At 38.8% G+C, this 6,853-nt stretch carries 8 protein-coding genes; 2 read left to right on the top strand and 6 right to left on the bottom strand.

Annotated elements, in window-relative coordinates; genetic code table 11:
* Positions 1–229, top strand: a 229-nt coding sequence (locus ASG38_RS14970) for a T9SS type B sorting domain-containing protein (protein WP_157486190.1), incomplete at its 5' end; no start/stop codon positions are given.
* A gap of 92 nt (positions 230–321) precedes the next feature.
* On the opposite strand, the gene ASG38_RS14965 is transcribed toward ASG38_RS14970, so the two are convergent.
* From ASG38_RS14965 to ASG38_RS14945, 5 genes are all read right to left on the bottom strand, one after another.
* Positions 322–801: a PepSY-like domain-containing protein gene (locus ASG38_RS14965; RefSeq protein ID WP_056072854.1), complete on the bottom strand. Its 480-nt coding sequence runs from the start codon at positions 799–801 to the stop codon at positions 322–324.
* A gap of 16 nt (positions 802–817) precedes the next feature.
* Positions 818–1,255 carry a PepSY-like domain-containing protein gene (locus tag ASG38_RS14960; protein ID WP_056072850.1) on the bottom strand — a complete coding sequence of 146 codons (438 nt, stop codon included), beginning with the start codon at positions 1,253–1,255 and terminating at the stop codon, positions 818–820.
* Between the two features lie 74 nt (positions 1,256–1,329).
* The gene (locus tag ASG38_RS14955; protein ID WP_056072847.1) at positions 1,330–2,601 is read right to left on the bottom strand and encodes a HAMP domain-containing sensor histidine kinase; all 1,272 of its coding nucleotides are present in this window, start codon (positions 2,599–2,601) and stop codon (positions 1,330–1,332) included.
* A complete protein-coding gene (locus tag ASG38_RS14950; protein ID WP_056072844.1) occupies positions 2,601–3,272 on the bottom strand; it encodes a response regulator transcription factor in 672 nt (223 codons plus the stop codon). The genes ASG38_RS14955 and ASG38_RS14950 overlap by 1 nt, the downstream gene beginning before the upstream one ends.
* A gap of 85 nt (positions 3,273–3,357) precedes the next feature.
* Entirely contained in the window at positions 3,358–4,977 is a 1,620-nt protein-coding gene (locus ASG38_RS14945; protein ID WP_056072841.1) for an ABC transporter substrate-binding protein, read from the bottom strand.
* 92 nt (positions 4,978–5,069) lie between these two features.
* Between ASG38_RS14945 and mtaB the strand changes: the two genes are divergently transcribed.
* Positions 5,070–6,401: a tRNA (N(6)-L-threonylcarbamoyladenosine(37)-C(2))-methylthiotransferase MtaB gene (mtaB, locus tag ASG38_RS14940; RefSeq protein WP_056072838.1), complete on the top strand. Its 1,332-nt coding sequence runs from the start codon at positions 5,070–5,072 to the stop codon at positions 6,399–6,401.
* 14 nt (positions 6,402–6,415) lie between these two features.
* Here the strand turns inward: mtaB and ASG38_RS14935 are convergent.
* Positions 6,416–6,853 (bottom strand): hypothetical protein (locus ASG38_RS14935; RefSeq protein WP_235498604.1); only part of this gene is annotated, 438 nt, incomplete at its 5' end.

Raw genomic sequence — 6,853 nt, 5'->3', positions numbered from 1 at the left:
CTACAACGACACCTGGAACATCATCGGGCTTGCGGACCAGCCTGAGGCCGCCATCTACATCTTCGACCGCTACGGCAAGCTTCTGAAGCAGATCAGCCCTGCGGGCGGCGGATGGGACGGGACGATGAACGGCAACCCGCTTCCTTCGACCGACTACTGGTTCAAGGTGCTCTACAAGGAGAACAACGCGAGCAAGGAGTTCAAGGCTCACTTCTCGCTGAAGAGATAAAGATATTTTTGTTTAGGTTATTTTGATTGAAAAAGGGAGCTTCCGTTTTATTTATGGAGCTCCCTTTGGATTTTTATAAAAAAAGAATGTAATTAGCTGTCAATTCTGATAAACTGTCCCTGGCTGTCAAAAACCAGGTCCAGTCCATTTGAAAGTTCTATGTCATAACCTGTTCTTTCAATTTCAATAGTGTTGATAGTTTGTCCGGCATAATTTGCAGTAACATAGGTTGTGATGGCTTCCGGAACAATTGTGGTAGGAACTGCCTGGGTATTGCCGTCTACATCGGTCCAGTTTCCATTACTGTCAAAATCAATCTCAAAACCATTGTTAAGATAAACGTCATAAATGGAACCATCATCATCTGCTATGGCATTTTGTTTTATCATTCCGGATTCAACACCGGGAAAATGGGTCGTTAAAAAAGTTCTTGCGTTTTCAGGAAGTGCGCTAAATTCTATTACTGTTGAAGTATTGCCGTCATTGTTGTCATCATTAGAGCATGAGGCCAGTAAGAATGCTGTGATGGATGCTAAAAATGCAGTTACCAGTAAATTTCTGATACTTTTCATAGTTCTAAAATTTAAATTAGTGGTCTATTCTTAAAAACTTTTCGTTGGAATCAAATTCCAATTCCAAACCGTTACTAAGGTCAACTTCATAACCCCAACGACTCTTGTCTATTTTGGTGACATTTGCGTCTTTATAATTTGCTTTTACATAAGCTGCAATCTTGGCTGGAATGGCTGAAACCGGAATTGCATTATGGTTTCCGTCTATTTCCTCCCAATTGCCCTTGCCATCAAATTCAATTTCGGTAGCATTGGAAAACTGCACTTTGTATTCTGTAGAAAAAATTTCTTTTTCCTTAACGATATAAGTAGGAGTTTCGTTTGGAAAATGTTTCTTTAAAAATGTCTGTGCATTGGCAGGAAGCTCAGCAGTTGTAATTGTAGTTTTTTGTGCGGAAACTGATAGGCTGAAAAATGTGCTGGCTATCAATCCCAGGATAAATTGTACTTTCATGGCTAATTGTTTTAAATTTCTACTACAAGATTACAAGCAGAATTTGGAAACAATTAGGAATAATAAAAAAAGGTTTATTTTTTCGGAAAAATTATTTTAAACTGATGGCTGTCAACAAAACTATACTTAATCGAAAGAGAATAAGTATTGGCAATCGATTTTACAATGGCAAGGCCTAATCCGGTGGATTCGTTGGTGTTGGTATGCCTGTAGAATCGGTTGAAAATAATTTCCGGTTTTAAAGGAGTTGTTGCCCCGCTATTGGAAATCGTAATGCTATTTTCATCAATTTCAAAAGTAACCTTTCCACCCTGATGATTGTGGACCAGAGCATTTTTAAGAAGATTGCTAATTAATGCGGTGGCAAGTCCTTTGTTCATGCTGAAGGATAGCGAAGTATTTTCAGTAACAGAAATAGTGATTTCTTTATAGGCAGCCAAATCAGAAAAATCATCTGCCAGTTGATGAATCAGCTCATTAAAATGAACCTGTTCTTCTTCTGCAAATTGCTGGTTTTCAATTTTTGAAAGCATGAGCAAGGATTTATTTAAGCGAACCAATCGGTTTAAAGTATCTGTAATTTTTCCAATCTCGGACATTTGTTCTTCCGGCAATGTATTGTTTTCTGCAAATAGTTCCAGCTTGTTGATGCTGATGGCTAATGGAGTCTGCAATTCGTGGGAAGCATTCTCAATAAATTGTTTCTGGCTGGAATAGATGATTTCGTTGCGCTGCAACATTTCTTCCACTTCTTTGGCAAGTGTCTTAAATTCATTAATTGGAGAATTGATGGGTTTTGGCTGCATTCCGGTTCCCAATCTGAATTTTTTGAGGTTGTCCAGAATCGCATGAAACGATTTCCAGATTCTTTTTAAAAGAAAATGGTTTACAATCAGAATACTGATAACAAGCATGACGTATAGTCCTAAGAGAGCCAGGGCCAGGTCTTCGAGCAACTCGTCTTCTTCAACAATAGAAGCTTTTATGACAAGTTCGTGCGGATTGCCTTCTTTATCATTAAAAACAGTGGTCAGGGTTCGGATAGGCTCATCATCATCGTCATACTCCATAAATTCAGACGAGGAAGAAAATTCGTCTTTATAAGAATAATTCCCTTTTGGGAGTGGTTTTATAGTGAACTTGTTAATGCCGAATTCCGGAGTATTCAATAGTTTTTCGTCAGCAAAAGCCTGCCTGATAATAATGATTTTGGAATTTTTAAGGTCATCATCAATATTGTCATACACTTCGTCCAGAATAAGCATATAAAACAAGCCGGCCCAGATTGGGATGACAGCAAGAAGCGTTATTGCCAGATAGCGAAGCGTATAATTTTGTAATTTCATCAGCTCATTTTATAACCAATACCATATACTGCCTGTATGTCCATTTCGGCATCGGCATCCTTCAGTTTTTTACGAAGATTCTTTATCTGCGAATATACAAAATCAAGATTGTCAGCCTGGTCGGTATGGTCGCCCCAGACATATTCTGCGAGCGCAGTTTTATTGATTAGCCGATTGGGATTGATAACAAAATAATACAATAAGTCGAATTCTTTGCGGTTTAAGACCAGATTTTTATTATTAACTGTAACGCTTCTCTGTTCCGGTGACAGGGTCAGGTTTTTCCATACGATATGATTGTCGCCATTGTGGCTTTTCCGACGAATGGCTGATTTGATGCGCGCGTGCAATTCCGCGAGATGGAACGGCTTACTAAGGTAATCATCGGCACCCAGGTCAAGTCCTTTTACTTTATCGTCTACCGCATCTTTTGCCGATATGATAATGATGGCTTCCTGTTTTCGTTGTTTTTTTATCTCAGCCAGCAAATCCAGGCCGCTTCCGTTAGGCAGCATAATGTCAATCAGGACACAGTCATAATCATAGGAACCCAGCTTATCCAGTCCTGAAATAAAATCATGGGCAGTTTCCACAATGTATTTTTCCTTTTCTAAAGATTGTTGGATTACTTCCCGGAGTCCGGCCTCATCTTCAATGATTAAGATTTTCATGCTTTCCGATTTTATAGCTTAAATGTATGAATTGGCGGCCAAAATAGAATCAGATTTTGGAAACAATTAGGAATAGGAGAATTCGCTATATTTTACTTTTTTTAACCCGGCGTAAATCCAGCATATTTAAAGGATTTATGCCAAGACCGGTAACGTTTTTTCGCGTAAAACGGGCAACCTTATCATAAAATAAAGGAATAACCGGGGCTTCTTTGATAATTAAATCATCCATTTTTTGATACAATTCAAAACGTTTGACATTATCGGTTTCTAAGAAAGCATTTTCATAGAGCCTGTCAAACTCATCACTCTTAAAGTGTGTGTAATTAGGGCCGTTAGGAGCAAAGTTTTTGCTATAGAACAATGAAAGGTAGTTTTCTGCATCCGGATAATCCGCAATCCAGCTTGCCCTGAAAAAAGAAACTTTTCCTGTAGAAATGGCTTGCCTTAAAGTAGCCGGAGGATTGACGTCTATGGCAACGTCAAGACCTATTTTTTTCCATTCCCGTTGGAGGTATTCTGAAATATCAAGGTAGGTAGCATTGGTACTCAAGGTGATTTTTGGATTTTTGTCGCCCGTAGCCTTTTTATAAGCAGCAACCAAATCCCTTGCTTTTTGAATATCATAATCATAGCCAATTTTTGAGGCATCAAAACTCGGGAGCCCGGCAGGAATCATTCCGTTTATGGCCGGAGTTCCCATTCCGTTTCGGAGATAGGTTATCAGCTTTTGCCTGTCAAATCCGTAATTCATTGCCTGTCGTATTCTTTTGTCGAGTAATACCTTGTCATTTCCATCCATGCGGAAACCAAGATATTCCGTATTGAGATAAGGTCCCGTAATCAGGGTGACATCTTTTTTGTACTTTTCCTGAAGTTCCCCGCTTTGTGTCAGAATTTCATCTTTATAAGACGGATGGAGACCGGACACAAAATCGATTTTACCCTGTGCGAATAAAAGGAAACCGCTCTGTTTGTCAGGTAGAAAAGTTACAGCTACGGCTTCCAGATACGGCAATTGATTTCCGTTTTCATCTTTTTCAAAATACAGCGGATTTTTTCTCAGGACCAGTTTCACATTTTCTTCCCATAATTTGAACTGAAAAGGACCGGTGCCAATAGGTTTTGTCCTAAAGTCATAACCGGGAACAGCAAAAGCTTCTTTTGGAACTACTGAAGCATATTTCATGGAAAGCAGCCCTAAAAAGGCCGGAAAAGGTCTCTTTAGCCGGATTTCAAACACAGTATCATTCTTAGCCTTGAAATTTTCTACATTCTGCATAATCCATCCACCTGGCGATGCTATTTTTTCATCTAAAAGTCGGTTAAAGCTGTATTCAAAATCATGGGCATTTACGGTACGGGTTGAATCTTTACTGTTGGCAAATACGACGCTTTTATGAAAGAAAACATCTTTTCTCAAATTGAAATTATAGGTTTTCCCATCTTCAGAAATCGTCCAGGATTTGGCAAGGTCTGGTTTAATATTCAGGCTATCGTCCAATTGTATCAGGCCATTATAAAGCTGGTTACACATCCAGATATTGTCCTGCGATTTTGCAAAAGCAGGGTCAAGAGAACTGACATTGGCATCCTGGTTAAAGCGAAAAACTTCATGGTCGCGATTTTCTTCTGCTCTTTTTCCGCAGGAACATAAAGTTAACGTTATCCAAAATATTGATATGTAGTATATTATTGATTTCATTTTGAAAAATATTGTATGTAAATTTGCAGGCTATTTGCAAAATGTAAATATAACTAAAGATACCAATTCCCCAATTTCCGGGAAAATTTATAATGACAGAGAACAGAAAAAAAGTTGCTTTTTATACGCTGGGATGTAAGCTGAATTTTTCAGAAACATCTACTATTGCCCGAAACTTTCAGGATGAAGGTTTTGACCGTGTCGAATTTGAAGAAGTTGCCGATATTTATGTTATAAACACATGCTCGGTAACAGAAAATGCGGACAAGCAATTCAAGCAGGTCGTAAAGAAAGCGATGAAACTCAATGAAAAGGCATTTGTAGCGGCAGTTGGCTGTTATGCGCAATTGAAACCGGAGGAATTGGCTGCGGTTGATGGTGTGGATTTGGTTTTGGGTGCTACAGAAAAGTTCAAGATTACAGATTATATAAACGATTTGTCGAAAAATGATTTCGGCGAAGTACATTCCTGCGAAATAGCCGAAGCAGATTTTTATGTGGGCAGTTATTCTATTGGTGACAGGACCCGTGCCTTTTTAAAAGTACAGGACGGTTGTGATTACAAATGTACTTACTGCACGATTCCTTTGGCAAGAGGAATTTCAAGAAGCGATACGATGGAAAACGTATTGAAAAATGCCAAAGAAATTTCACAGCAAAACATCAAGGAAATTGTCCTTACCGGAGTCAATATCGGAGATTATGGAAAAGGAGAATTCGGAAATAAGAAGCACGAGCACACTTTTTACGAACTGGTTCAGGAATTGGACAAGGTAGAAGGAATTGAGCGTTTGAGAATTTCGTCTATAGAACCAAACCTGCTTCGCGATGAAACTATCGAATTTGTTTCAAAATCAAGAACATTTGTGCCACATTTTCATATTCCACTGCAATCCGGAAGCAACGATATTCTGAAAAAGATGAAGCGCCGCTATCTGAGAGAAGTATATACCAACAGGGTCAATAAAATCCGCGAAGTAATGCCGCATGCCTGTATAGGGGTTGACGTTATTGTAGGATTTCCCGGTGAAACCGATGAGCATTTCCTGGAAACCTATCATTTTCTGAATGATTTGGAAATTTCCTACCTGCATGTTTTTACCTATTCAGAAAGAGACAATACAGAAGCAGTGGCAATGCCAAATCCTGTTCCTGCCAACATACGTGCCAAAAGAAGCAAAATGTTGAGAGGATTATCTGTTAAGAAGAGAAGGGCCTTTTATGAAAGTCAGTTAGGAACCAACAGGACAGTTTTGTTTGAAGGAGAAAACAAAGAAGGCTATATTCATGGTTTTACCGAGAATTATGTAAAGGTAAAAACGCCATGGAATCCGGAATTGGTAAATACGCTGCATGAAATCAACCTGACCAAAATTGATGAAGACGGTTTGGTTAGGATGGAGTTTTTAAATGTAGAAGCCTAATTGCAATAGATGTTTTAATACCTGTAGTGGAATCGGATTTTAGTAATTCTGAAAACGGATTCACCATATTTTTCTATAAACTCAAAAGAATTCCTGCCTGTTTGCTTAAAGCTTACAATCAGGGCGGCAGAAATTTCAAAATACATCTTTTCGCCTTCCATCATCATCCGGCCGCCGCTTTTCCTGTAACCGGAACGGATAAGTGTAAACTCTGACAAATTCCAGGTAGTTGAGTGGTTGTCAAAACTTTCATGGAGACTATACAATCCTTCCGTGATTTCGGTTTTACATCCGTAATATTTTTCGATGTTTTCGAAGAAGCTAAGAATTTTAAGGTTTTCTTCTGTCATTCGATAAAAATAATGGATTGCCGGAAACTTTACAACAAAAATACAGTTGATATTGTTTTGCGCCTCTGCGTCTTTACGCGAAAAATTGCTCGCAAAGCCGCG

It is taken from the genome of Flavobacterium sp. Leaf359, assembly GCF_001423985.1.
Lineage (GTDB): Bacteria > Bacteroidota > Bacteroidia > Flavobacteriales > Flavobacteriaceae > Flavobacterium > Flavobacterium lindanitolerans.
Note: the sequence above shows the minus strand (reverse complement) of the source record. Positions and strands in the feature narration are given on the sequence as shown.

What these genes read in the sequence shown, in the direction of transcription:
- ASG38_RS14960 (WP_056072850.1), bottom strand. Translation starts at nt 1,255, where the DNA reads ATGAAAGTACAATTTATCCTGGGATTGATAGCCAGCACATTTTTCAGC.
- ASG38_RS14950 (WP_056072844.1), bottom strand. Translation starts at nt 3,272, where the DNA reads ATGAAAATCTTAATCATTGAAGATGAGGCCGGACTCCGGGAAGTAATC.
- ASG38_RS14945 (WP_056072841.1), bottom strand. Translation starts at nt 4,977, where the DNA reads ATGAAATCAATAATATACTACATATCAATATTTTGGATAACGTTAACT.
- ASG38_RS14965 (WP_056072854.1), bottom strand. Translation starts at nt 801, where the DNA reads ATGAAAAGTATCAGAAATTTACTGGTAACTGCATTTTTAGCATCCATC.
- ASG38_RS14955 (WP_056072847.1), bottom strand. Translation starts at nt 2,601, where the DNA reads ATGAAATTACAAAATTATACGCTTCGCTATCTGGCAATAACGCTTCTT.
- mtaB (WP_056072838.1), top strand. Translation starts at nt 5,070, where the DNA reads ATGACAGAGAACAGAAAAAAAGTTGCTTTTTATACGCTGGGATGTAAG.